We start from the raw sequence: 23,176 nt of genomic DNA on the forward strand, positions 1-23,176 counted from the left end.
CAGTTCCTTCCGGTAAACCGCCGACCGGGTTAGCTGACGGGTTCGGGACGGAAGCGATCCCTACCGCTCGCGCGGATGCACCCCACTGACCTGGTTCCCCGGCTCGCCTCGCGGCGATTGGGCGGTGGCCTGCCGGCACCTCGGGGGCGGTGCCTCGGTGGCAGAACCGGCGGCCAGTTTACCCGAGAGTCAGCGCGGCTTCAGTACCGCCGAAAAGCAATTTCGTAGTCGCTCCAACACATTCCGTGATTGTCGTGACGGGTAGTCGTGAGGGAAATGCGCTGCGTACGATAACTGTCGATCGTTCGATGAGTTGGGTATGGTCGGTGGCGGCTTCCACCCCCAAGGAGGCCGCCGCCTAATCGCCTTCGGGCGAACCGGGGACCCACTGTTGTTCTTCCGGGGTGAATCCGCGATCCAGCGGTAGGGATCACTTCCGTCCCGAACCCGTCAGCTAACTCGGTCGGCGGCCGACGGAAGGAACACGCGTGCGGCACAAAACTGTCCGGCGAAGATTGGCGCCCCTGCTGGCGCTGCTCATCGCGATCTCCGGCCTGTTGGTCGCGGTGTCCGGCCCGGCCGGTGCGGCCCCCGGTGACAACGGCGACGACGGTGAGGGCGGCTCCAAGTCGCTGATCCAGCAGCTCGAAGCCGCCTCCAAGGGCTTCGTCGAGGCCAAGGAGGCTCTCGAACTCTCCCGCAAGCGGCAGGCGCAGCTCGGCGCCAAGGTCAAGCAGCTCGACGCCGAACTGGCGCCACGGCAGGCAGCGATCGACGAGATCATCCAGAAGTCGTACCGGACCGGCCGGCTCGGTCCGATGACCGCGTTGCTGACGGCAGACTCGGCCGGCGGCTTCCTCGACCGCGCCGAGACGCTCGAGACCGTCGCGGTCAAGGAGAACGCCGCCGTCGCCGACCTGAAGGGCAACCGGGACGCGCAGCAGCGGGCCAAGCTGGCCATCGACGCCGAGGTGCGCAACCAGGTCAAGCAGGTCAACCTGATGGCCAAGCGCAAGGTGCAGGCCGAGAACGCGTTGAAGGCGGCCAACACCGGCGGGGCCGACAAGACCGGCGAGGACGCCGACGAACCGACCGACCGGGACACGGGCTCCAGCTCCAGGGCTACTCCGGCCCCGCGCAACTCGGACGGGTCGCTGCCCTCCCAGGGCTGCACGGCCGACGACCCCACCACCAGCGGTTGCATCAGCCCGCGCATGCTGCACGCCCTTCAGCAATCTCAGAAGGACGGCTTCACGCGCTATTCGGCCTGCTTCCGTGAGCAGAACAGCGGCGAACACCCCAAGGGGCGGGCCTGCGACTTCGCGGCCCAGAAGAACGGCTTCGGCGGCACGGCCTCGGGTGGGGACAAGGACTACGGCACCCGCCTGGCCAACTACTTCATCAGCAACTCGAGCCGGCTGGGCGTGCTCTACGTCATCTGGTTCCGGCGCATCTGGCTGCCGAGCAGCGGCTGGAAGGCGTACTCGGGCGCCAACGGGGACCCGTCCAGCGACCACACCAACCACGTTCACCTGTCGGTGCGGTAGCCCCGCTCCGATCAGCTCCGTTTCGCCGGCCGGCGAGCTCCGCCGGCCGGCGTCCGGCTATTTGTTGACGTACGTCTCGTATTCCTTCAGCACGTCGTCGGTCGGGCCGTCCGCGCGGATCACGCCGCTCTCGAGCCAGATGCTGCGCTCGCAGGTGTCCCGGATCGACTGCTCGCTGTGGCTCACCAGGAAGACCGTGCCGGCCTCCTTGCGCAGGTCGCGTACCCGCTGCTCGCTGCGCTTGCGGAACTTGGCGTCACCGGTGGCCAGCGCCTCGTCGATCAGCAGCACGTCGTGCTTCTTGGCCGCGGCGATCGAGAACCGCAACCGGGCCGACATGCCGGACGAGTACGTCTTCATCGGCAGCGAGCTGAAGTCGCCGCGCTCGTTGATGCCGGAGAACTCGATGATCCCGGGCGCCTGCTCCTTGACCTCGGCCGGTGACATGCCCATCGCGAGGCAGCCCAGCTCGACGTTGCGCTCGCCCGAGAGATCGTTCATCAGGGCGGCGTTCACGCCGAGCAGCGAGGGCTGGCCGGCCGCGAAGATGCCGCCGCCACGCTCGACCGGAAGCAACCCGGCGATCGCCCGCAACAGCGTCGACTTGCCGGAGCCGTTGGTGCCGATCAGGCCGATCGCCTCGCCCTTGTGGGCGACGAAGCTGACGCCCTTGACCGCGTGGACCTCGCGCACCGCCGCGCTCTTCTTGCCCGTGACGATCCGCTTGAGGCTGGCCAGCGGGCTGTTCGCGCCCGGCGCCACCGAACCGTAGATGCGGTAGACGATGTGCGCGTTGTCCGCGATGACAGTTGGTTGCCGGTCGTCAGCCACGGCCGTAGCCCTTCTCTCCGCGCCAGAAGTAGACGTAACCACCGAACCCGACGAACACCGTCCAGATGGCTGCCTGCAGCCAGAGCAGCGGCGCCGCGGTGGCCAGCTGGACGTTCTCCATCAGCGCGTGCCGCACCAGCTCGATGAAGATCAGCATCGGGTTGGCCTCGATCAGCCGGAGCTGCCAGCCGTGCACCCGCTCGGCGAAGAACGTGACCGGGTAGAGCACGGCCGAGCCGTACATCCAGATCCGCAGGATGTAGGGGATCAGCTGCCGGATGTCGGTGATCTTGGAGATCAGGCGCGACACGAACAGGGCGAGCCCGGTGTTGAAGATCGTCTGGAGCAGCAGCGCCGGGATGAGCAGCAGCCACTGGACCGTGATCGGCTCGCCGGTGAGCAGCACGATCGCGACCAGCACGATCATCGAGGCGATCATGTTCCGCACCTCGACCAGGCTGACCGCGATCGGCAGGCTGGCCCGCGGGAAGTGCAGGGCCCGGATCAGGGCGATGTTCGACGTGATCGACTGCGAGCCCGCCTGGACCACCGACTGGGTGAATCCGAAGACGAAGACGCCGGCGCAGAGGTACGCGATGAAATTGTCGACGTTCTGCTTCGTGTTGATCAGCACGCCGAAGATCACGTAGTAGACGCCCGCGTTGATCAGGGGCGTCAGAAGCTGCCAGATCACGCCGAGCTTGGTGCTGCCCAGCGAGGCGCTGACCTTCGCGTTGGCGAAGGCGGCTATGAAGTGCCGGTACGACCACAGGTGCCGGGTGTATTCCGGCAGGCTGGGCAGTCGTCCGGCCTTGGTCAGGCCATGACTCCTGGCCAGCTCCGTGAGCGATGGCCCGGTGTCGGAATCGGCAACCGCCGTCTGAGCCATGGGGTGGTGCTCCGATCTCGTCGGCCCGTGAGGGGTGCCGGGCCCTGGTTCCTTAGGCGAGAACACTTAAGCAGCATGTCAAGTCGCCGTCGATGGAACGGCTTCGTATCGACGCCCGGAGAGGTTATCGGACTAAACGGCGGAACGCAACCGTAACGTCCTGGCGTATAGTGACCACGTGGCGACAGGAAAGCGAGCACCGGCCGGGGCGGCCGTGCTGCGAAGCGACATCACCGTGGCGATCCGCGATGCCGTGATGCACGAGCTGGCCGAAGTGGGTTACGGCCGGCTCTCGATCGAGGCCGTGGCCCGTCGCGCCGGTGTCGGCAAAACGGCAATCTACCGCCGCTGGAGCAACAAGCTCGAGATGGTGCTGGAAATCGTGTCGGACGTGGCGGGCCGCACCGTGCCCTTGCCCGACACCGGCAGCTTCGCCGGCGACCTCCAGCTGATCATGATGATCGTGAGCCGCGCTCTGCAACACCGGATCGCGTCCCAGATCATTCCCGACCTGATGGCCGAGGCCGCGCGCAACCCGCAGATCGCCGAGACCCTCCAGAAGGCTCTGCGCACCCACCAGCAGGCCGTCGGCGAAAAGCTGGTCGGTCAAGCGGTGACCCGCGGCGAGCTGCCCGAGGGCACCGACCCGGACCTGGCCGTCGACCTCATCCTGGGCCCGCTGTACTGGCGGCTGGCCGTCTCGCGCACCAAGCCGGACGCGGAGTACCTGGAGAAGCTGATGGCGGCGGTGACGGTCGCTCTGCGCGGCTCGGCCGGCTGACCGCAACCGGTTTGCACCACCGGATCGGCGCGAGGCGGGCGCGCGGCTGCCGAAGGTGGGGGCTCTGTGCCCCCTAACCCCGGAGCCGTCATGCAACACCACGTGGACACCGCCGTTCTGGACGCTGCCGCCCTCTTCGCGATCGCCATGGGCGGGCAGGTCGCCGAACAATCCGACAACCCCGGGCCGAAGCCCACAAAGGTGACGGTCTCGGCGCCGGTCGGTGTCTGGCTGAGCGCGGATGGCACGGTTCGTCTCGACATCAAGACGGACGGAACGTACGCGGGGAAGGTGGCGGGGCGCAAGCGTCGGGCGAGCGGCACCTACGACCTCGCGGGGCGGACGTTGATGCTCAGCGACGACTCGGGGCTGCACACGCCGGTGGCCGTCGGTGACGGGGTGCTGGAGATGGCTGGGCATCGGCTGGGGCGAGCTTTCTGAGGGCGGAATCAGGTCCATAAGTAGCCCACCCCTCCCTACCAGGGGGCGGGCCCAGACAGTACGCCGTGGGCCTGGACGACGCCCTGGTTTTCCACAGGCGAGCGGCTACCGACCGGCGTTGTCCACAGGGTGGCGACGGGCGCCGCCGATGGTCGCCGCTTCGGCGTAGTTTGGTGCCGCGGAGTCGCCCGGCCGTGCAACCGACGTCGCGGCCCTTCTGCTGTGCTGTGGCTGCCGTCTTGGCGGGCCGTTCTGGCGGGCCATCCTCGCGGGCCGTTCTGGCGGCCATTCTCGCGGGCTCTTCTGGCGGGGGCGGTCCTCGCGGGCCGGTCCTGGCGGGGCTGTTCTGGCACGGCGTTTTCGCGGGGTAATCCTGGCGGGGCTGTTCAGGCGAGGCGTCCTCGCGGGCGGGCCTGGCGAGGCCGTTCTATGGGCGCTGTTCTGTCGGCCGTTCTGGCGGGCTGTCCCGAGACTGTCCTGACGACGCTGTCCCGGTTGGCCATTCTCGCGGGGCTATTCTCGCGGGGCTGACCTGGCGGGGCTGACCTGGCCGGGCTGGCGGGGCTGACCTGGCGGGCTGATTCGGCGGGGCTGATCCGGCCGGGCTGGCGGGGCTGATCTGGCCGGGCCGATTTGGCGGGCTGATCTAGCGGGGCCGTCTGGTTGTGGCGGGCCCGAGGCGCGCGGGCCTCGGTGGCGGGTCGTCAGGCCGATGCGGGCTCGGGGAGGCGCGGGGCCTCGGTGGGGGCGGGGTGGCGGTCCAGGCGGAAGCTGAGCAGGGCCAGAGCGAGGCCTGTGGCGGCCAGGGCGACGCCGATCCACACCGAGGACAGGTAACCCCACCCGGCCGCGATCACCACGCCGCCCAAGGCCGCTCCGGCGCTGTTGGCGACGTTCGACGCGGACTGGTTGACGGCGGCGCCCATCAGTTGGGCGCCGGGGGCCACGGCGATCAGGCGGGCCTGCAGGGCCGGGCCGATGAACAGGGCGGCGAAGCCGACCAGGAAAGCGCCGGCGAACAGGCCGACCGGGGTGGCCGCCACGAGGCCGAACAGGGCGATGGTGCCGATCATGGCGACGAAGCCTAAAAGAACGCTGCGCCGCAGATTGCGGTCGGCGGTGAGGCCTCCCACGGCGTTGCCGGCGGTCATGCCGATGCCCATGACGGCCAGGACCCACGGCACGTACGACTCGGCCAGGCCGGTCACGTGCGTCGTGATGGGGGCGATGTAGCTGTTCACGGCGAAGAAGCCGCCGAAGCCGACGGCGGCCACCGCGGCCGCCAGCCAGACGTGCGGGGACTTGAAGGCGGCCAGCTCTGCGCGCGGGGAGCCGCCCGGAGCGGCCGTCATCTCGGGCACCGTGAAGAGCACGAACAGCAGCGTGAGGGCGAAGACGGCCGCCACCGCGAGGTAAGCCGCACGCCAGCCGGCGGCCTGGCCCAGGGCGGTGATCAGGGGGACGCCGAAGACGTTGGCCGCTGTCAGGCCGCCCAGCACGACGGCGAAGCCCTTTCCCTGGCTGCCGGGACCCAGCATCGAGGCGGCCAGCAGCCCGGCGGCGCCGAAATAGGCGCCGTGGGCCAGGGCGGCGAGGAAGCGGCCGGTCAGCACCAGGGTGAAGGTGGGCGCCAGGGCGGAGGCGACCGTGCCGACGATGAAGAGGGCCAGCAGCAGGATCACCAGGCGGCGGCGGGGCAGGCGGGCCGTCAGGGCGGCGATGGTGGGGGCGCCCACGACCACGCCGAGGGCGTAGATCGTGATCATCCAGCCGGCGGTGGCCACGGCGTCGGGGGCCGAGCGGGCGTACGCGGCGGGCAGCAGGTCGCGGGCCAGGTCGGGCAGCAGGCCCATGGCCACGAACTCGGTGAGGCCCAGGCCGAAGCCGCCCAGCGCCAGGGCCAGCAGGGCCGCCCGGCGACGACCGGCGGTGAGGTTCTCCACGTGATCGACTCTAGAACGTTCTAGGGCGGGTCGCTCTAGAACGTTCTAGTTATCACAAGTACATTCTCAGTTGTGAAAACGGTACGGGGCGGAAAGCAGTCGTGACCGGGGGCGAGCGGCGGCCCACGCTGGCCGACGTGGCGGCCCAGGCGGGGGTGTCGGTGGCGCTCGTGTCGATCGTGATGCGGGACGCGCCGGGGGCCAGCGCGGCGACCCGGGAGCGGGTGCTCGAGGTGGCCCGGCGGCTCGACTATCAGCCGGACAGCCGAGCGCGGCTGTTGCGCAGTGGGCAGAGCCGGCTGCTCGGGGTGGTCTTCGGGGTGCAGCACCCTTTCCACGACGACCTGCTGACCGGTCTCTACGACGCGGCCGAGAAGATCGGCTACGAACTGACGCTCAGCGCCGTCACTCCGCGGCGGGACGAGCGTACGGCGATCTCGGGTCTGCTTCAGGACCGGTGCGCCGCGCTGGTGCTGCTCGGACCGCAACTCCCGACCGCCGAACTGGCCACGCTGGCCGGGCGCCTGCCGGTCGTGGCAATGATGCGGACGGTGCGGCAGCGCCAGGTCGACGTGGTGCGCACCGACGACGGGCGGGGGCTGCACCTCGCGGTCGACCATCTGGTCGCGCTCGGCCACCGGGACATCGCGCACGTCGACGGCGGGCGCTGGCTGTCCTCGGCCGAACGGCGCCAGGGCTATCGCGACGCGATGCGGCGGAACGGTCTGCAGGCGTACGAGCGGGTGGTGACCGGCGGTTTCGGCGAGGAGGACGGGGCTCGGGCCGCCCGCGAGCTGCGCGAGCACCCGCCGACCGCGGTGACCGTGTTCAACGACCTGAGCGCCACCGGACTGCTCGACGTGCTGCGCCGGGACGGGCTCTCGGTGCCGGCGGACATCAGCGTGGTCGGCTATGACGACAGCAGCTTCAGCCGGCTCGCGCACATCGACCTGACCACGGTCGCGCAGGACATCGACACCATGGCGACGCTGGCCGTGGCTCGCGCGGTGGAGCGCATCGACGGCGCCCAGGTCGCCCACCGTGAGGTCGTCATCCCCCCGCGCCTCGTGGTCCGCGGCACGACCGGTCCGCCCCGCGGCGCAGCCTGATCCGCCCGGACGACCCGGCGGCTAAGCCGCGTCCCCTTTCCGCCGAACGGGAGGGAAAAGGGGGATAGATGCGCCGAGGACTGGCCCTCGCGGTGCTGCCGTTCCTGCTGGGCGCCTGCGGCGACGGATCCAGCCCGTCGTCCGGGGCGAGTCCCACGGAGGCGGCCGGCGAGGCGTGGGTGACCGTCAAGCCGGGCAGCGCGACACCCAGCGCGGCGGCCAAGCGCGGCGGCTCGTACCCGCCCGCTCTGCCCCCGGTGTCCTTCCTGCCCACCAGTGAGGCGTGTGAGCTGGCCTGGAACGAGGACATCGGCAAGGTCCTGATCCCGATGATCGTGACGCCGGCGACCCGCTCGCTGAAGGTCCAGTGGCCGGCCCGGTACGGGAACGTCTATCGCGTCGCCGCCGTACCGCAGGAGATCGTCAGCGGGGCTCAGCCCGAGCCGGTGTGGAAGACGGTGACCACCGGTGGCGGGTGCACCGGCAGCGCCACCATCAGCGGGCTGAAGTCCGGCGCGGCGTACATCGTGTGGCTCGACGCCCCGGACACGCCGCGCGGCCTGGACAACTCGCGCAGCCTCTACAGCGGCCGCTCGGGTGTCGTGAAGCCGCTGTGAAAGCGTGTCGTGAAGCCGCTGTGAAAAGCTACGAAGCGATCGTGTTCCGGCCGCTCCACTTGGCGGCGTAGAGACGGTCGTCGGCCTCGCGGAACAGCGTTTCGCCGGACATGCCCTCGCCCAGCGCGGCCAGGCCGACGCTCACCGTGATCCGGACGCCCGGGAGGATGTCGCTGCGGGCCACGGCGGCGCGGATCCGCTCGGCCACCTCCCGTCCGACGGCCAGGTCGCCCTGCAGGAAGACGGTGAACTCGTCGCCGGCGTAGCGGACCGGGATGTCGTCGGCCCGGCAGTGCGCGCGCAGGATCCGGGCCACCTCGCGCAGCGCGCGGTCGCCGGTGGCGTGCGAGTAGGCGTCGTTGATGGCCTTGAAGTGGTCGACGTCGACGATCAGCAGCACCAGCGGGGCCGGGATCAGACCGCGGTCGATGCGGTCCATCAGCAGGTCGAAGCGACGCCGATTGTCCAGGCCGGTGAGCGGATCGCGCAGGACCTCGCGCTCGGCCCGGGCCCGGGCCGCCTCCGACTCCTCACGCTGGTGGGCCTGGCGCAGCATGGCGAGCCGCTGCATGCGCAACCGCCACAGCTCCCGGGTCTGGCCCTCGACCGCCTCGAACAGGTCCCGGGCGGCCTGCCCGCCGTCGATGGCCAGGGCGGTCAGCGCCATCTCGAAGCGGATGACCGGTCGCTCGTCGGGGCGGGGGCTGAACGCGCACAGCTCTCGGGCGGCCACGAACTCGGTGCGGGCCTCGGCGAGCGCGCCCTGCGTGCGCAGGCTGATGCCCAGCGCCAGGTGGGCCATCCGGGCGTACCGGTAGTTCTCGGCCTGGCGCAGGGGCATGACCGCCTCGCGGGCCAGTTTCTCGGCCGGGACCACGTCGCCGAGCTTGGCCAGGGCCAGCGCCAGCATCGCGCCCGCGACCATGTCGTCGGGGCGCTGTTCGACGTGGCGCCGGGTGATCTCGGCGCTGCGCCGCAGCCGGGCCGCGCCCTCGTCGTGCCGGCCGACGTGACCCAGCCGCAGGCCCCAGTGCAGCAGCGTGGCCGCGTGCACCAGGCCGAAGCTCGCTTGCGTGCTGCTGAGCTGCTCGTAGGTGGTGGCGGCGGTCTCGTACATCTCGGCCGCCGTGGCCGCCTCGGCGAAGGAACACAGGGCGGAGAGGCGCCGGTCGACGTCGGTGTAGGGCCGGTCGAGCAGGACGGCGGCGCGGGCGAGGTGCCGCATGGCCAGGAAGTAACGCCCCCGAAGAACCTCGACCTGCGCGAGATCACAGAGGATCTTGGCCTCGCCCAGCACCGAGCCGGCCGCCTGGTGCAGCCGCAGCAGCCGCTCGCCGAGATCGGCCGCCTCGACCAGCCGTCCCATGTAGAGGTTGGCATACATCTGGCCCTGCACCAGGAACAGAACCGTGCGCTCGTCGCCGACCGCGTTGGCGATGGCCAGGTAGGCGTCGGCGGCGATCAGCGCTTCGTGACCGTGGCCGGTGTCGGCCAGGCGGTGGACCCGGAGGGCCAGCAGGTGGAGCGGGCCGAACGCCGTGACCGGCACCGGCAGACGCGCACCACGATCTATCCCACCCTCCATGGTTCCAGTATCAACACTGGACCGGACGCTGATCTACTGACAGGTGGACTTATCTCCGGAAGAGCTGTCGTGTACCCGTCCGGACCGGCCCGCCCAGCCGGGTGAGCGGGCCGGTCCGGACCTCAGGTCGCGACCGCAGTGTCCTCGGCGGACCGGAGCCGGTGCGAGATCGTCGGCAGTCCGGCGTCGCGCCAGGCGGCGAACCCGCCGGCCAGGTCCGTGGCCCGCCACAGACCCAGGTCCTGCAGCGCCGCGGCGGCCAGACTGCTGGTGTAGCCCTCCTGGCACGTCACGATCACTTCGAGGTCGTACGCGCCGGCGAAGGGCAGCCGGGCGTCGCTGCGGGGGTCGAGCCGCCACTCGAGGACGTTGCGCTCGATGATCACGGCGCCGGGGATCTCGCCGAACTCGGCCCGCTGGGCCGCCGGGCGGATGTCGACCAGGATCGCGCCACGGCCCAGGGCCGCCGCGGTCTCGTGCGGGCCGACGCGGGTGAGGCGGGCGCGCGCGTTGGTCAGGATCTGCTCGATGCTCAGCGAGCCGGGCGGGGCGACGGTCACCATTGCGCACCGGCCCGTTCCACCGTGAGCGTCTCGAGGCCCGCGGCGCCGATCCGGTACTTGGTCATCGTGGTGAGTGCGGGGCCGTAGACGTGGATGCTGACGGCGGGCTGGTGCGACCGGTTGGTCATGCGGTGCACGTGGTGCCCGCCGAAGCGGCGGCCGGCGCCCTCGCCCAGCTCGCGCGGGGTGACGCGGGGCGCGTGGCCGTCGGCGATCGACACGGTGTCCTCGGTCAGCGTGCCGCTGAAGACGTGGAAAGCGCCGGCCGAGCCACCGTGGTCGTGCCACTCGGTGCCCTGGCCGGGCAGCCAGGTCAGCAACCAGACCTCGTGGTCGTCGGCGAGGTGCAGGCGTTGGTACCAGCGGTCGACCGGGTTGAAGCGCGGGGCCGTCGGCCACTCCTGCGGAGCGGCGGCGAAGCGCGTGGCGACGGCGAGATGGTCGAGACGGGCGTCGACGACGGTCACGGGAGCTCCTCGCTTGTCAGGCGTTGCTTTTTATACATTGCCTATCAGTCCAGTAGGTTTAGGGCCACAGTACCGCCTCGGCGGTGAAGGTGGCGGGAAGTCAGCCGATCAGGATCGCGCGGTGTCGGAAACCACGCGGAAAACGCTGGTCAGCTGGGACAGCAGGCGCTGGCGCAACGCGCCAGATCGATCGCCAGGTCGGCGATGAGAGGGATACCCTTCCGCTGCATGGTCACCATGCTGGCGCGACGGTGACAGGTCGTCAAACGGCGTCCAGGATGTGAGAGCGGTTCTTGTCGGACGAGTGCGGAGCTGCCGGCCACGGCGCTGTGCGGTCCCGGGTGTGCTTCGCCCGCTGCCGGATGGCAGGCTCGTGCCCCGTGATCGATGACTCTGCGAAGGACTACCCGCACGACGCCCGGATCGACCCGGGTCCCGTGGAGGCTCGCCCATGAGGGCGGTCATCGTCGCGGCCGCGGTCGCGTTCATCATCTCCCTGTTCGGTACGCCGGTGGCCATCCGGGTGTTCACCGCCCTCAAGGCCGGGCAGCCGATCCGATCGCTGGGGCTGGCCTCGAACCAGGGCAAGAAGGGCACGCCCACGATGGGCGGCTCGGTGTTCATCATCGCCACCGTCTTCGCCTACGTGGCCGGGCACATCGCCCTGACCACCCTGCCCGAACGGCAGATCGTCCAGACGGGCCCGACCATGACGGCCCTCGTCCTGCTCGGGCTGTTCGTGTTCTGCGGCGCGGTCGGCTTCGTCGACGACTTGCTCAAGGTGCGCCGGCGCAACTCCGACGGCCTGTCCGCCAAGGGCAAGCTGCTCGGCCAGGCGATCGTCAGCGGTGGGTTCGGCGTCGCCGCGCTCTACGTGGCCAGCACCAACGGCCAGACCGTGATCAGCGAGCACATCTCGTTCATCCGGGACATCAGCTGGCTCGACGTCGGCAAGGTCGGCTCGGTCATGGCCTTCGTCTTCGTGATCACGGCCATGTCCAACGGCGTGAACCTCACCGACGGCCTGGACGGCCTGGCCACCGGCGCGTCGATCCTGGTCCTGGGCGCGTACGCGGTGATCGGGTACTGGCAGTACCGGCACTGGTGCGGCGACACCGACTACGCGCTGAACAACGACTACTGCTACCAGGTGCGTGACCCCCTGGAGATCGCGATGATCGCCGCCGCGGCGGCCGCCGCCTGTGTGGGCTTCCTGTGGTGGAACACGTCCCCGGCCCGGATCTTCATGGGGGACGTGGGCTCGCTCGGGCTCGGCGCCCTGATCGGCGGGCTCGCCGTGGCCACCCGCACCACGCTGCTCTCGATCATCATCGGCGGGCTCTTCGTCCTCATCACGACGACCTGGGTGATCCAGATCGTCTCGTTCCGGACCACCGGTAGGCGGGTCTTCCGGATGGTGCCCCTCCACCACCACTTCGAGCTGGCCGGATGGAGCGAGATCAACATCGTGATCCGGTTCTGGATCGTGGCCGGCGTCTGCGTGGCGATCGGCCTGGGCCTGTTCTACTCGGAGTTCTTGGCCGTCGTCGGCTGACGCCACGCGGCACGCGATCCGACTCCGATGGACGCGAAATCCTCCAAAGCGCGCTTATCGCCCTGTTGGCGCCCTGAAGTTCCCTGGGTCGTCACTGATCGCGACGTATTCGCGCGTCCATTAGTTGATCGAGTGAAGATAGCGACACGCTCCTGATATTTCGCTCCGGAACGTATGCGCCGCGCATTACCGATACGGAAATATCCGGACACGTGGTGCGCGATTCCACTGCATACAGTCACGGGTCTCCGTCGAGTGAAACCCGGTCCGGCGGCCGGCATTGCCCGCCTCCTCGCCGCGTCCGCCAAGACTTGCCCGGGCGCAAGTTCCCCGTGCTCCAGGAGTCGGCGGCGGCCTGCCCGCAGCGTCGGCGGCAATGATCATGATTGTGTCACCTGAAAGAAGCTCGCGGCGGTTAGCCTCTTTCCGAAACAACGCGATTGCGGCCCTCCGGAGTCGTGTCGATACGCTCAGTGAACTAAATACACCGATGGCATCACCGGATCGGCTCAGCGCCTCAGCCGTTAAGGCGGAAATCAAGCTGAGCCGGCGCTCGGCAATCGAGATGGCTATATGGTGACCTCGCCGCTGAGAACCGGTGCCGGAGGTGCCCTCGCCCGCCCCCTCCGGCTCCCCCCCCGATCAACGAGGACGGACACGTGTTGAAGTCACGCCGCGGTCTCCTAGCCGCCGGCCTAGCCGTTGCCGTGGTCGGCGCCATCGGCGTCGTCTCCACCGTGAATGCGGGCGCCGACCAGATCGCGAGCCCGCCCGAGGCCAGCTCGGCGCCGGCCGCCGCGGGCGCCGACGCCGACGCGACGGAGATCGACCCGGCCGACATCACCCCGCCCGCGCGTCTGCCCTGGGGCGATCCGCCCCGGCGGATCAAGAAGGGCCGTGACGGCGCCACCAGCAAGACCCTGCGCGCCCAGGGCCTTTCCGCCGCCCCGCCCGACGCGAGCGGGTCGCTGGCGCCGCGCGGCAAGCACGGTCCGAAGGGCCGCAGCGGCGGCCGGAGCGGCGTGATCCGCTCGCAGCAGACCACTATCGCGCCGCCGAAGCCGCCGGGTGTGAAGCAGGCCGCCGCCGCCGCGAACGACGTCAACTACCTCTACAACGTGGGCTCGCAGGACGCCAACAGCGCGGGCGTCTTCGCCAACGTGACGATCGGGAAGCCGGAGCTCGCCAAGAAGGACTACCACTCGCTGGCCGAGATCGCGCTGCAGTCGGCCGACGGCGAGCAGATCGTCGAGGTTGGCTGGACGGTCGACCGCGTCGTGAACGGCGACGACGACCCGCACCTGTTCGTCTTCCACTGGGTCAACGACGTGCCGAAGTGCTACAACGATTGCGGCTTCGTGCAGGTCAGCCCGAACATCAAGCCGGGAGCGACGCTCACCTACGGCGTCACCAAGAAGTTCGGCATCCAGTACTTCAACAACGCCTGGTGGGTCGCCTACGACACTGAGTGGGTCGGCTTCTTCCCCGAGAAGATCTGGAACGACGCGGGCGTCCAGTTCGACCGGTCCGGTTACGTGCAGGTCTTCGGCGAGATCGCCGCCGCCCAGTCCAAGCCCTGCACCGACATGGGCAACGGCACGGCTCCCGACACGGAGGACTCCGCCGCAGCCCGCTTCTCGAGCGTCGGCTACGTCGACGGGCCGTCTCCCGTCCTGTTCATGCGCAGCACGGTTCCTGACCAGTACGCGGTGGCCAAGGTGATGGACAAGTCCGTGACCCCGTGGAGGGAATCGACCCGGTCGTTCCGCTACGGCGGTCCGGGCCGCGCGGGCTGCTGAGCCCGCGGTCCGACATGTGACGCGATGCCCGGTCCCGGCGAGGGGGACCGGGCATCGTTCTGTTCCGCGGCACCGGCTCAAGCCGTCCGCGTGGCGCCCGCGAAAGCCCGGTCGAACCGAGTTCACTCCCGCGGTGTACAACGTGGTGGCGGACGAGTTTAAGGCGGGCACGGATGAGGCGACGGGTGAGCCCCGACGAGGAGCTGATGACCGCGCTCTACACCGAGCACTACGCGGTCCTGCTCAGCTTCGTCCTGCGCTACGTGCACGACCGGCACCGGGCCGAGGATCTGGTGCAGGAGACTCTGCTGCGGGCCTGGAAGCACATCGACCACCTCGACCCCGATCCCGGCCGCACCCGCTCCTACCTGCTGACCATCGCGCGCAATGTGGTGACCAACGCGTGGCGGGCCGAGCAGCGCCGCCCCCATCTGGTGGCCGACGAGGCCGCGGTCAACGCCATGCCCTCCGCCGACAACGTCGACCGGATGGTGGAGGGCTGGCTGGTGGCCGAGGCGATCGAGCGACTCTCGGCCGACCACCAGGCTGTGGTGCGGGCGATGTATTACGAGGGCCAGAGCGTGGCCGACGCGGCCCGCAAACTCTCGGTGCCCGAGGGCACGATCAAGTCCCGCGCGTACTACGCGGTGCGGGCGCTGCGCACCGTGTTCGAGGAGATGGGGGTGCTGCGGTGAGCACCGACCACGACGAGCTGCATCGCCTGCTCGGCGGCTATCTGCTCGGCGGCCTCGACGAGGCCGACACCGAGCGGCTCGACGCCCACCTGCGCGACTGCGACCGCTGCCGCGACGAGCTCGACCGCCTCGCGCCCGTGCCCGAGCTGCTGCGCCGGCTGCCCGACGCCGAGCGGGCCGACGATGTCGCCCCGGCGCCGGTCACCCTGTCGGCCCGGCCGAGCCAGGAGAACATCGACGGCCTGCTGCGCCGCCTGCGGGCCGAGCGGTCCCGGCAGAGCCGGATGGCCGGCGTCCGCTGGCTCGCCGCCGCGGCGGTGGTGCTGGTCGCGGTGGCGATCGGCTTCGGCGTGGTGCGCGGCAACCGCGAGGACCGGCAGCCGCAGGTGCTGCCCAGCCCTCAGCTGGTGACCGCGCAGTTCGAGCCGGCCGAGGGCAGCGGCATGGCCGGGGAGGCGGTGCTGACGCCCAAGACGTGGGGTGTCTCGGTCGCCCTAGATGTCAGCAAGCTCAGCGGCGACGGGCCTTTCCACTGTCAGGTGCGCGGGGCAGCCGGGCAGGTCGAGCAGGCGATGGTGTGGGGGCCGACGCCGAGTGGCAACGCCAAGGTGATCGGCGCGACCTCGATCCAGCTGCGCAACGTCAGCCGGATCGAGGTCCAGGACCACGAGGGGCACGTCCTCGGCACGGCCGAGGTCGACTGAGCCGCGCCGGTCAAGTGACCCTTCTCAGGCGTACGAGATAGGTCTGGGCCACCACGACCAGTGCGAGGAAGGCGCCGCTGATCACCTGCTGCCAGTTGCTGTTGACGTTGCCGACCTGGTTGATGAGGTTCTGGATCACGCCGAGCAGCAGCACCCCGGCGATGGTCCCGGCGATCGTGCCGGCCCCACCGGTGAGCAGGGTCCCGCCGATCACCACGGCGGCGATCGCGTCCAGCTCCATGCCGGTGCCCAGGACCGTGACGCCGGAGCCCAGCTTGGCCGCGTTGATCGCTCCGGCCAGGCCGGCCAGCAGGCCCGACAACACATAGACCCAGACCTTCGTGCGCCGCACCGGCACGCCCATCAGGCCGGCCGCGTCCTCGCTGCCGCCGACCGCATAGACCGAGTGACCGAACCGGGTGCGGGCCAGCACCACCATGCCGGCCACGACCAGCGCCGCGACCAGCCACACCTGGTATCCGATGTCGAGGAACGAGCCGTTCCCGAGCGTGCGGAAGGCGTCGTCGCGGACCAGGTAGGTCTCGGAGCCCTCGGAGCTGATCGCCCGCATGAGCCCGCGCGCGCCCAGCAGCGCGGCCAGCGTCACGATGAACGGCGCCATCCGGGTGTACGCGATGAGGAGCCCGTTGGCCAGGCCGATCGCCCCGCACACGGCCAGGGGCAGCGCGAACGCGGCGAGAATCCCGTATTGCGAGGCCCAGGCGGCGAGGACGCCCCCGAGCACGTAGAGCGAGCCCACCGAGAGGTCGATGCCGCCCGTGATGATCACGAACGTCATGCCGAGCGCGATCAGCATCGGCGGCGCCGCCGCGACCAGGATCGTGGCCGCATTGTCGAAGCTCCGGAAGTTGGGGAAGGTGGCCAGCGCGATCAGGGCCACGACGATCAGGACGGCGAGCGCCCCCTGACGCTGGATCGTGCCGACGATCCGGTCGGTGCGCTCGGCCTTGCGGACGTCCTCGGCGACGATCGCGGACACTTCCGGATCCGAGGCGATTCCCATGGTCACCGGGTCTTCCTCTCTCGGGCCACGTAGACGGCGATCAGGATGATGACCGCCTGCACCATCTCGGTGGTGGAGGGCTGCAGGTTGTGTTTGATCATGGTGGCGATCACCAGCTGCATGAGCAGGGCGCCGGCCACGGTGCCCAGGACGCGGACCTTGCCACCGGTGAGCGGGGTGCCGCCGACCACGACGGCGGTGATCGCCGAGAGCTCGATCAGCAGGCCCACCGACGAGGCGTCGCTGGACTGGATGCGCGCCACCGAGAGCAGGCCGGCGATCGAGGCGAGCACCGAGCAGACCACGTAGACGGTGATCAGCACCCGCTTGACCGGCAGCCCGGCCAGCTCGGCGGCCGGCCGGTTGCCGCCGATGGCCAGCAGCCGCCGGCCGAAGACCGTGCGGCGCACCACGAAGGCCACGATGAGCACCATCAGCGCCGCGATCCAGACCAGCACCGGGATGCCGAACAGGTCGCCCGAGCCGAGGTAGAGGAAGTCGGCGTTGCGGATGTCGACGAGCTTGCCCTCGCTGATCACCACGGCCAGACCGCGGCCACCGACGAACAGGGCCAGCGTGGCGACGATCGGTTGCAGGCCGACCCGGGCCACCAGCACCCCGTTGATCAGGCCGACCGCGACCCCGGCGAGGAGGGCGACCAGAATCGCGGCCACCACCCCGTACCCGAGGTAGAGCGGGATGAAGGCGGCGGCCAGTGCCATGACCGAGCCGACCGAGAGGTCGATGCCCTCGGTGCCGATCACCAGCGCCATGCCGAGCGCCACGATCACGATCGGCGCCACCTGGATCAGCTGGATGCGCAGGTTGCTCCAGGTCGCGAAGTACGGGGTGAAGAAGATGTTGTAGACGACCAGCAGCACGATGGCGGCGTAGACGCCGTACCTCGGCAGCCAGGCGCGCAGCCGGGCGCCGTCGACGACGGGCCGGGCGGTCACCGTCTCAGTGCTCACGGGTGGCCTCCGTCGCAATGGTGGACATCAGGTCCTCGGTGGTCACCTGGGCGCCGGTGAGGGTGCCGACCACGACGCCGTCGCGCAGCACCACCACCCGGTCCGAGCCCTCGACCAGCTCCTCGGCGTCCGACGAGACCAGCACGACCCCGAGCCCCTCGGCGGCCAGCTCGTCGATCAGCGACTGGACCTCGGCCTTGGCGCCGACGTCGATGCCCCGCGTCGGCTCGTCGAGCAGCAGCACCTTGGGGCCGGTGGCCAGCAGCCGGGCCAGCAGCACCTTCTGCTGATTGCCGCCGGACAGGTCGCCGACCACCTGATCGGGACCGGACGCCTTGATCTGCAGGCGCTTCATGTACCGGTCGACGACCTCGTCGACCTTGCGGTCCGACACGAATCCGAACCGGGACAGGCGGGGCAGCACGGCCAGGGCGATGTTCTCGCGCACCGACAGGCCGGGGATGATCCCCTCGGCCTTGCGGTCCTCGGGCTGCACCGCGACGCCGAACCGCACCGCGCGTACGGGGGTGGGTTTCCTCAGGTCCTTGCCGTCGACCTGGATGTCGCCGCTGTCCAGGTGGTACGCGCCGCCGATGGCCTTGATCGTCTCACTGCGCCCGGCGCCGAGCAGCCCGCCCAGACCGACGACCTCGCCGGGCCGCACGTCGAAGGTCACGTCGTGCAGCTTGTGCCGGCTGTTGAGCTCGCGTACCCGCAGGACGGGGGTCGCCTCGACGTCGCCGGTGGCCGCCCCGGAGAAGGCGGTCGCGCCCTCCCGGCGTACCTCGGCCATGTCGCGGCCGAGCATGAGCGAGACCAGTCGGATGCGCTCGAGGTCGGCCAGCCGGCCGGTGTGCACCAGCTTGCCGTCGCGCAGGATCGTGACCGCGTCGCAGATCTGGTAGAGCTCGTCGAGGCGGTGGCTGACGTAGATGATGCCGATGCCCCGGGAGTGCAGGTCGCGGATGACCCCGAAGAGCGTCTGCACCTCGCGCGGCTCGAGCGACGAGGTGGGCTCGTCCATGATGACGACCTTGGCATCGATCATGACGGCGCGGGCCAGGGCCACCATCTGCTGGGCGCCGAGGGCCAGGGTGCCGAGCGGGCGGCGGACGTCGGCCGAGACGCCGTAGTCGGTCAGGATCGCGCGAGCCTGGTGTTCCATGCGCCCACGGTCGATGAGGCCGAAGCGGCGGGGTTCACGACCGAGGAAGAGGTTCTGCGCCACGCTCATCAGCGGGACGAGGTTGACCTCCTGATAGATGGTCGAGATGCCGGCGCGCTGGGCGTCCATCGGGGTGCCGAACTGCACCGGCTGGTCCAGGTACCGGACGTCGCCGCCGTCCGGCTGGTAGACGCCGGTCAGAACCTTGATCAAAGTGGACTTGCCGGCGCCGTTCTCGCCGACCAGCGCGTGGACCTCGCCCGGTTGCAGCGTGAAGGAGACCTGGTCGAGGGCGCGTACGCCCGGAAATATCTTCGAGACGTCGATGACTTCCAGCAACGCCATGCAGGGCTCCTCATTCGGCGCAGTTCCTTGTGAAGCCGGGCCGGGTGGTCAGGGCACCACCCGGCCCGGTGGTCTCCGCTACCCCAGCGGGGCGGCGTTGTTCCAGGTCGCGTCGGCGTTGTAACTGCCGGCGCTGTCCCACGTGTTGCCACCGCCGTTGGTGGCGATGTAGACGGCCTCCGCGTAGTGCCGCCAGTGATAGCCGGGATAATTGATCGATTCGAGCGAGACGGTGCCCGCCCCGCCGTTCAGCCCGGGCCGGGCACAGAACGTGGCGTCCTGGGCGAACACCGCCGAGCCGTCGTTCCCGGCCTTCTGCAGCCGGTAGCCGGCGTGCCGCAGGTACTGACCCGGGTTGTTGGCCGACTCGAACGTGTAGCAGCTGTTGTCGGCCAGTCCGGCCCGGACGACGAAGGTGGCGTCCTGCCGGTCGGCGACCGGGCTCGACGCGGCGATCACGTCGGTGCGGGCCAGGTTGTCCCGGTGCCGCAGGTAGCGGGTGTCGAAGCCGGCCGTGGTGACCCGGAACGACCGGCTCTGCCCGACGGTCAGGTCGGCCCCGCTGCGCCACAGCGGGGCGACGACCGCCCAGCTCGCGTCCTGGGCGAAGGATGCGCCGCCGCTCTGCTCGACCCAGACCTCCCCGCCCCGGTGCCGCAGATAGTGGCCGGGCAGGTTGGCCGACTCCAGCGAGGTGCCGCCCCCGGACAGCCCGGCCCGGCCGCAGAACGTGGCGTCGGCCGCGAACGTGCCGCCGGTGGAGGCCTCGCGATACACCCGGTACGCGCGGTGCCGCAGATATTGGCCGGGGAAGTTGCGGGACTCGAACGAGTAGCAGGCGGCGTTGGACAGGCCCGGCCGCACCCAGTACGTCGCGTCCTGCCGCTCGGCGGTGGGGCTGCTCGTGGTGAGCACGTCGGTGCGGGCCGCGCCGGCGGCGTGCCGCAGGTAGCGGTCGGTGTAGCCCGCCGTGGTGACCCGCAGCGACACCAGCTTGCCGGTGGCGATGGTGCTGCCGTCGGCCGCGCCGAGCACCCGCTGGTGCACGTCACGAACCCGGGCGAAGTCCATCTTCTGCTGCTGCCGGTCGTAGGTGAAGAAGCCGTTGAGCTCCTCCTCGACGTCGGTCGGTTCGGTGTAGACGGAGCCGGACAGCCCGTTGGCGTTGATCAGGTCGATCATCCGGCTGGTGATCTGCACGTACCGGTTGGTCAGCGCGGTCGAGTCGGGCAGCCACTCGTACGCGAACTTGCCGGCCGTCGGCCACTCGCGGTTCGTGCGCAGGCCCAGGCCGCCGTACTCGCCGTTGACCACGAACCGGGTCGCGGTCGGCGGGCGGGTGATGCCCGGCCCGACGTACAGGTGATCGTCGATGACGTCGCCGTTGCCCGGGTCGGGGTCGGAGTCGCAGCAGTTCGAGCCGGAGTTGTGGTTGACCATGCGGGTCGGGTCCCAGCTCTTGACCAGATCGGCGATCCGGCCGGCGTCGTACTCGCCCCAGCCCTCGTTGAACGGCACCCACTGGACGATCGACGTGATGCCCTTGTGCTCGTCGACCAGCTCGCGCAACTCCTTCTCGAAGCGGGTGCGCCCCGCCGCCGACGGCTCGCGGCCGCTGGCCAGCGCGGGCATGTCCTGCCAGACCATCAGCCCGAGCCGGTCGGCGTGGTAGAACCAGCGGTCGTTCTCGACCTTGATGTGCTTGCGGACCATGTTGAAGCCGAGCGCCTTCTGCTGTTCGAGGTCGAAGCGCAGCGCGGCGTCGGTGGGCGCGGTCGAGATGCCGTCCGGCCAGTAACCCTGGTCGAGGGTGCCCAGCTGGAAGACGAACTTGCCGTTCAGCGTCGGCCGCAGGACCCCGCCGAGCATCGCCTTGCCCAGTGACCGCATGCCGAAGTAGCCGCCCACGGTGTCACCGCTGCCCAGGGTGACCCTCAGGTCGTACAGGAAGGGGTCGCCGGGTGTCCACAGTCGAGCATTGGGCACCGCGACCCGGAAGGAGGAGCCGACCGTGCCGGTGGCCGTGCCGACGACCGTGCCGCCGGAGAGGACCTGCGCGGTGACTGCCTGTCCGCTCGCGTTGGCCGCCTGCACCGTCAGGTCGAGTCCGCCGGCCGCGACGTTCGGTGTGGTGTCGAGCCGGGTGATCCGCGCCGGGTTGGTCGGTTCGAGCCAGACCGTCTGCCAGATGCCCGAGTACGGCGTGTACCAGATGCCGCCGCGGTTGATCCGCTGCTTGCCGACCGGGATGTCCTGGGAGTCGGTGGGATCCCAGACGCCGACGATGATCTCGTTGCTGCCGGGGCGCAGGGCGCCGGTGATGTCGTACGAGAACTTGTCGTAGCCGCCCTCGTGGGTGCCGAGCAGGGTGCCGTTGACCCACACCTTCGACTGCCAGTCGACCGCCCCGAAGTTGAGCTGGACGTTCTTGCCCGACCAGCCGGCCGGGACGGTGAACGCGCGCCGGTAGTACGAGTAGTCCTGCCGCCGCATGATCCCGGAGAGCGCGCTCTCGATCGGGTACGGAACGAGGATCTCCTCGCCGAGGGTCTGGCCCGTGGGCGGGGTGCTGAGGTTGGTGGCGCCGGCGAACTGCCAGATGCCGTTGAGGCTCTGCCAGTCCGTCCGGGTGAGCTGAGGGCGGGGGTATTCGGGCAGCGGGTTGGTGGTGCTGACCTGGCCGGTCCACGGCGTGGTCAGCGGTGGCGTCTTGGGGACGAACGCCGCCGCGGGGGAGGCGGTGGCGACGACGGCGCCGGCGGTGGCGGTCAGCGCCGCGACCACGAGGGCCAGGAACCTGGGGGGATGTGCGGTCACGTTCTCTCTCCTTCGAAGAAGTGAGCCGTGCGGGGATGCACACATACTGACGTGATCGCACATAGTCAGCAATAGATGAACCTCAATATGCCGGACTGTGCCTCGAACGGGCCCGGCGGTGCCAGGAGCGGCGCCGCCGGGCGGGTCCTCAGTACGCGCTGCTGATGTCCGTCTTGGCGTTGTCCGGGCCGTACTGGCGGTCCTGGATGATGATGTCCTCGCCGACCGGCTGACCGTCGAGGAACTTCTGCGCGGTCTCGAAGGCGAGCGGGCCGAACCGCGGGTTCGACTCGATCACCGCGGCCGCCCAGCCGTCCACGATGGCCTGCACGGCGCCCTGGGTGCCGTCGATCGAGACGACCTTGACGTCGCCGGCCTTCTTGCCGGCGCCCTTCAGGGCCGTGATCGCGCCTAGAGCCATTTCATCGTTCTCGCCGTAGATGCCGTTGATGTCCGGATTGGACTGCAGGAGCTGCTCGGTGACTTTCTGCCCTTCCTCGCGCGCGAAGTTGCCCGTCTGCTCGAAGACGACCTGGATGTCCGGCGCGACCTTGGCGATCTGCTCCTTGAAGCCACTCGTCCGCAGCGTGGTCACGTTGTTGCCGGGCGAGCCGAGCAGGATGGCGACCTTGCCCTTGTTGCCCATGGCCTTGGCCATCTCGTCGGCCGCGCGCTTGCCCTGCTCGGCGAAGTCCGACCCGATGAAGGTCAGGTAGTCCTTGCAGGGATCGGCGTTGATCTTGCGGTCGATCGTGATGATCGGGACCTTCTTGGCGGTCGCCTTGGCGAAGACGGAATCCCAGCCGTCGGAGTTGAGCGGGGCGATCACCAGCAGCTGGACGCCGGAGTCGATCATCTGCTCGACGTCGCTGATCTGCTTGTTGAATTGAGAGTTCGCGTTCGTGGCGGTGAGGTTGGTGATGCCGAGCTTGGCCGCCTCGTCCCGGATGGACTTCGTCTCGGCGATGCGGAACGGGTTCGTCTCCTTCTCCGACTGGGAGAAGCCGACCTTCGCCGTCTTGAGGTCGAACTTGGAGCCGCCGTACTGCTCGAGAGTGCAGGTCGCGGCGCTGGGATCGGCCGACTGCGCCACCTGGGCACCGGCGGAGGCGGGCGTGTCGCTCGCCGTCGTGCCGCTGTCCTCGGACTTGGCACAGGCGCTGAGGAAGAGAAGAGCCGCACCTAGGATCGCGGCCGCCGGCCGCCAACGGCCGGGGGAAACGCTCATGACAGTGCTCCTTAGCGGTGGATGTGACATCGGGGAGTAACCACCTCGAAACACATTCACGCACTATCGAACTTTTTCTGTCAAGACGTTGATCCATAGA

General features: G+C 69.8%; 20 protein-coding genes and 2 riboswitches. Of the genes, 9 read left to right on the forward strand and 11 right to left on the reverse strand.

Translation table 11 applies throughout. The annotated features are described in order from the left end of the window. Window position 1: 1 nt before the first annotated feature. Window positions 2-134, reverse strand: a riboswitch (cyclic di-AMP (ydaO/yuaA leader). A gap of 211 nt (window positions 135-345) precedes the next feature. Continuing rightward, window positions 346-485: riboswitch (cyclic di-AMP (ydaO/yuaA leader) on the forward strand. 3 nt (window positions 486-488) lie between these two features. After that, window positions 489-1,547 carry a hypothetical protein gene (locus tag HJC40_RS18365; RefSeq protein WP_250002326.1) on the forward strand — a complete coding sequence of 353 codons (1,059 nt, stop codon included), beginning with the start codon at window positions 489-491 and terminating at the stop codon, window positions 1,545-1,547. Between the two features lie 57 nt (window positions 1,548-1,604). Here the strand turns inward: HJC40_RS18365 and HJC40_RS18370 are convergent, their stop codons facing one another. Further along, window positions 1,605-2,420 carry an ABC transporter ATP-binding protein gene (locus HJC40_RS18370; RefSeq protein WP_374272114.1) on the reverse strand — a complete coding sequence of 272 codons (816 nt, stop codon included), beginning with the start codon at window positions 2,418-2,420 and terminating at the stop codon, window positions 1,605-1,607. Next, on the reverse strand, window positions 2,371-3,267 hold the full coding sequence (locus HJC40_RS18375) for an ABC transporter permease (RefSeq protein WP_250002328.1): 897 nt from the start codon (window positions 3,265-3,267) through the stop codon (window positions 2,371-2,373). Before HJC40_RS18375 ends, HJC40_RS18370 begins: the two co-directional genes overlap by 50 nt. Window positions 3,268-3,445: 178 nt before the next feature. Here HJC40_RS18375 and HJC40_RS18380 point away from each other — a divergent pair, with 178 nt between their 5' ends. Continuing rightward, entirely contained in the window at window positions 3,446-4,048 is a 603-nt protein-coding gene (locus tag HJC40_RS18380; RefSeq protein ID WP_250002329.1) for a TetR/AcrR family transcriptional regulator, read from the forward strand. Window positions 4,049-4,150: 102 nt separating this feature from the next. Beyond that, window positions 4,151-4,489: an Atu4866 domain-containing protein gene (locus tag HJC40_RS18385; RefSeq protein WP_250002330.1), complete on the forward strand. Its 339-nt coding sequence runs from the start codon at window positions 4,151-4,153 to the stop codon at window positions 4,487-4,489. Between the two features lie 704 nt (window positions 4,490-5,193). Here the strand turns inward: HJC40_RS18385 and HJC40_RS18390 are convergent. Continuing rightward, window positions 5,194-6,432: an MFS transporter gene (locus HJC40_RS18390; protein WP_250002331.1), complete on the reverse strand. Its 1,239-nt coding sequence runs from the start codon at window positions 6,430-6,432 to the stop codon at window positions 5,194-5,196. Between the two features lie 101 nt (window positions 6,433-6,533). On the opposite strand from HJC40_RS18390, the gene HJC40_RS18395 reads away from it, so the two are divergent. Next, complete coding sequence (locus HJC40_RS18395; protein ID WP_250002332.1) at window positions 6,534-7,541, forward strand: LacI family DNA-binding transcriptional regulator; 1,008 nt, start codon at window positions 6,534-6,536, stop codon at window positions 7,539-7,541. Window positions 7,542-7,609: 68 nt separating this feature from the next. Further along, window positions 7,610-8,158: a hypothetical protein gene (locus HJC40_RS18400; protein ID WP_250002333.1), complete on the forward strand. Its 549-nt coding sequence runs from the start codon at window positions 7,610-7,612 to the stop codon at window positions 8,156-8,158. 28 nt (window positions 8,159-8,186) lie between these two features. Here the strand turns inward: HJC40_RS18400 and HJC40_RS18405 are convergent, their stop codons facing one another. The 3 genes from HJC40_RS18405 to HJC40_RS18415 all read right to left on the reverse strand — a co-directional run bounded on the left by HJC40_RS18405 (window position 8,187) and on the right by HJC40_RS18415 (window position 10,773). Then, window positions 8,187-9,743 carry a diguanylate cyclase gene (locus tag HJC40_RS18405; protein ID WP_250002334.1) on the reverse strand — a complete coding sequence of 519 codons (1,557 nt, stop codon included), beginning with the start codon at window positions 9,741-9,743 and terminating at the stop codon, window positions 8,187-8,189. A gap of 122 nt (window positions 9,744-9,865) precedes the next feature. Continuing rightward, window positions 9,866-10,306, reverse strand: a complete 441-nt coding sequence (locus HJC40_RS18410; RefSeq protein WP_250002335.1) for a rhodanese-like domain-containing protein — start codon at window positions 10,304-10,306, stop codon at window positions 9,866-9,868. Then, window positions 10,300-10,773, reverse strand: coding sequence for a cysteine dioxygenase family protein (locus HJC40_RS18415; protein ID WP_250002336.1), 474 nt, complete (start codon window positions 10,771-10,773; stop codon window positions 10,300-10,302). Before HJC40_RS18415 ends, HJC40_RS18410 begins: the two co-directional genes overlap by 7 nt. Window positions 10,774-11,224: 451 nt before the next feature. Between HJC40_RS18415 and mraY the strand changes: the two genes are divergently transcribed. From mraY to HJC40_RS18435, 4 genes are all read left to right on the forward strand, one after another. Then, complete coding sequence (mraY, locus tag HJC40_RS18420) at window positions 11,225-12,328, forward strand: phospho-N-acetylmuramoyl-pentapeptide-transferase (protein WP_250002337.1); 1,104 nt, start codon at window positions 11,225-11,227, stop codon at window positions 12,326-12,328. Between the two features lie 659 nt (window positions 12,329-12,987). Continuing rightward, window positions 12,988-14,127 carry a neprosin family prolyl endopeptidase gene (locus HJC40_RS18425; RefSeq protein WP_250002338.1) on the forward strand — a complete coding sequence of 380 codons (1,140 nt, stop codon included), beginning with the start codon at window positions 12,988-12,990 and terminating at the stop codon, window positions 14,125-14,127. Window positions 14,128-14,300: 173 nt separating this feature from the next. Continuing rightward, a complete protein-coding gene (locus HJC40_RS18430; protein WP_250002339.1) occupies window positions 14,301-14,822 on the forward strand; it encodes a sigma-70 family RNA polymerase sigma factor in 522 nt (173 codons plus the stop codon). After that, on the forward strand, window positions 14,819-15,526 hold the full coding sequence (locus tag HJC40_RS18435) for a zf-HC2 domain-containing protein (protein WP_250002340.1): 708 nt from the start codon (window positions 14,819-14,821) through the stop codon (window positions 15,524-15,526). Before HJC40_RS18430 ends, HJC40_RS18435 begins: the two co-directional genes overlap by 4 nt. 10 nt (window positions 15,527-15,536) lie before the next feature. On the opposite strand, the gene HJC40_RS18440 is transcribed toward HJC40_RS18435, so the two are convergent. The 5 genes from HJC40_RS18440 to HJC40_RS18460 form a co-directional block, all read right to left on the reverse strand. Continuing rightward, window positions 15,537-16,550 carry an ABC transporter permease gene (locus HJC40_RS18440; RefSeq protein ID WP_250002507.1) on the reverse strand — a complete coding sequence of 338 codons (1,014 nt, stop codon included), beginning with the start codon at window positions 16,548-16,550 and terminating at the stop codon, window positions 15,537-15,539. Between the two features lie 2 nt (window positions 16,551-16,552). After that, window positions 16,553-17,521, reverse strand: coding sequence for an ABC transporter permease (locus HJC40_RS18445; RefSeq protein ID WP_250002341.1), 969 nt, complete (start codon window positions 17,519-17,521; stop codon window positions 16,553-16,555). Continuing rightward, a complete protein-coding gene (locus HJC40_RS18450) occupies window positions 17,511-19,031 on the reverse strand; it encodes a sugar ABC transporter ATP-binding protein (protein ID WP_250002342.1) in 1,521 nt (506 codons plus the stop codon). The genes HJC40_RS18445 and HJC40_RS18450 overlap by 11 nt, the downstream gene beginning before the upstream one ends. 78 nt (window positions 19,032-19,109) lie before the next feature. Continuing rightward, complete coding sequence (locus HJC40_RS18455) at window positions 19,110-21,848, reverse strand: AbfB domain-containing protein (RefSeq protein ID WP_250002343.1); 2,739 nt, start codon at window positions 21,846-21,848, stop codon at window positions 19,110-19,112. A 148-nt stretch (window positions 21,849-21,996) separates the two neighbouring features. Beyond that, the gene (locus HJC40_RS18460; RefSeq protein ID WP_250002344.1) at window positions 21,997-23,076 is read right to left on the reverse strand and encodes an ABC transporter substrate-binding protein; all 1,080 of its coding nucleotides are present in this window, start codon (window positions 23,074-23,076) and stop codon (window positions 21,997-21,999) included. Between the last annotated feature and the right edge of the window lie 100 nt (window positions 23,077-23,176).

Origin of the sequence: Actinoplanes sp. M2I2 (assembly GCF_023544445.1) — a bacterium.
Classification (GTDB): domain Bacteria; phylum Actinomycetota; class Actinomycetes; order Mycobacteriales; family Micromonosporaceae; genus Actinoplanes.

Bases quoted from the DNA above. Each gene is read 5' to 3' on its own strand.
- HJC40_RS18400 (WP_250002333.1), top strand. From the start codon at position 7,610: ATGCGCCGAGGACTGGCCCTCGCGGTGCTGCCGTTCCTGCTGGGCGCC.
- HJC40_RS18450 (WP_250002342.1), bottom strand. From the start codon at position 19,031: ATGGCGTTGCTGGAAGTCATCGACGTCTCGAAGATATTTCCGGGCGTA.
- HJC40_RS18440 (WP_250002507.1), bottom strand. From the start codon at position 16,550: ATGGGAATCGCCTCGGATCCGGAAGTGTCCGCGATCGTCGCCGAGGAC.
- HJC40_RS18460 (WP_250002344.1), bottom strand. From the start codon at position 23,076: ATGAGCGTTTCCCCCGGCCGTTGGCGGCCGGCGGCCGCGATCCTAGGT.
- HJC40_RS18430 (WP_250002339.1), top strand. From the start codon at position 14,301: ATGAGGCGACGGGTGAGCCCCGACGAGGAGCTGATGACCGCGCTCTAC.
- mraY (WP_250002337.1), top strand. From the start codon at position 11,225: ATGAGGGCGGTCATCGTCGCGGCCGCGGTCGCGTTCATCATCTCCCTG.
- HJC40_RS18410 (WP_250002335.1), bottom strand. From the start codon at position 10,306: ATGGTGACCGTCGCCCCGCCCGGCTCGCTGAGCATCGAGCAGATCCTG.
- HJC40_RS18375 (WP_250002328.1), bottom strand. From the start codon at position 3,267: ATGGCTCAGACGGCGGTTGCCGATTCCGACACCGGGCCATCGCTCACG.
- HJC40_RS18405 (WP_250002334.1), bottom strand. From the start codon at position 9,743: ATGGAGGGTGGGATAGATCGTGGTGCGCGTCTGCCGGTGCCGGTCACG.